The sequence below is a fragment of the Solidesulfovibrio aerotolerans genome (genome assembly GCF_009856865.1).
In the GTDB taxonomy this organism is placed as follows: Bacteria; Desulfobacterota; Desulfovibrionia; order Desulfovibrionales; family Desulfovibrionaceae; genus Solidesulfovibrio; species Solidesulfovibrio aerotolerans.
This window is the reverse complement of sequence record NZ_WVUD01000149.1, coordinates 1-338: the sequence shown is the minus strand read 5'-3', so window position 1 is coordinate 338 and position 338 is coordinate 1. Positions and strand designations below refer to the sequence as shown.

1 protein-coding gene is annotated in these 338 nt (G+C 56.8%); it reads right to left on the bottom strand.

Translation table 11 applies throughout. The features are described from left to right. A partial coding sequence (locus tag GTA51_RS20480; protein ID WP_211922691.1) for a transposase family protein occupies positions 1 to 265 on the bottom strand: 265 nt, incomplete at its 3' end. Positions 266 to 338: the final 73 nt, after the last annotated feature.

Sequence of the window (338 nt, the reverse complement as noted above, 5' to 3'; positions counted from 1 at the left end):
CATGCTTGGGACAAGTTACCCGAGGCACCCTGGCAGTCAGATAGCAGTGATGTTGGAAGAAATTCAGGTGTCGCCAAGTGAACTCCTCGAAGTCATGGGCCTTGCAGTTTCGACCGCAAGTCGGACAGGGGTAGGTGGCACCCCTGTCGGCACCGAGGACCAAGTGGAGTTCATGGGGTGTCTTCTCGGTGTCCAGTCGTTGGCTCAAAACCTGCCAGGGGGGAGTCAGACCCAGTCCCAGGGCGAAGATATCTTCTGTACGCATTTTGAGCCTCCGAGAGGGTCGCTACCCCTCGCCGGAGGATAAGGTCAATTCCATTTCAAGCGTCGAAGAACCG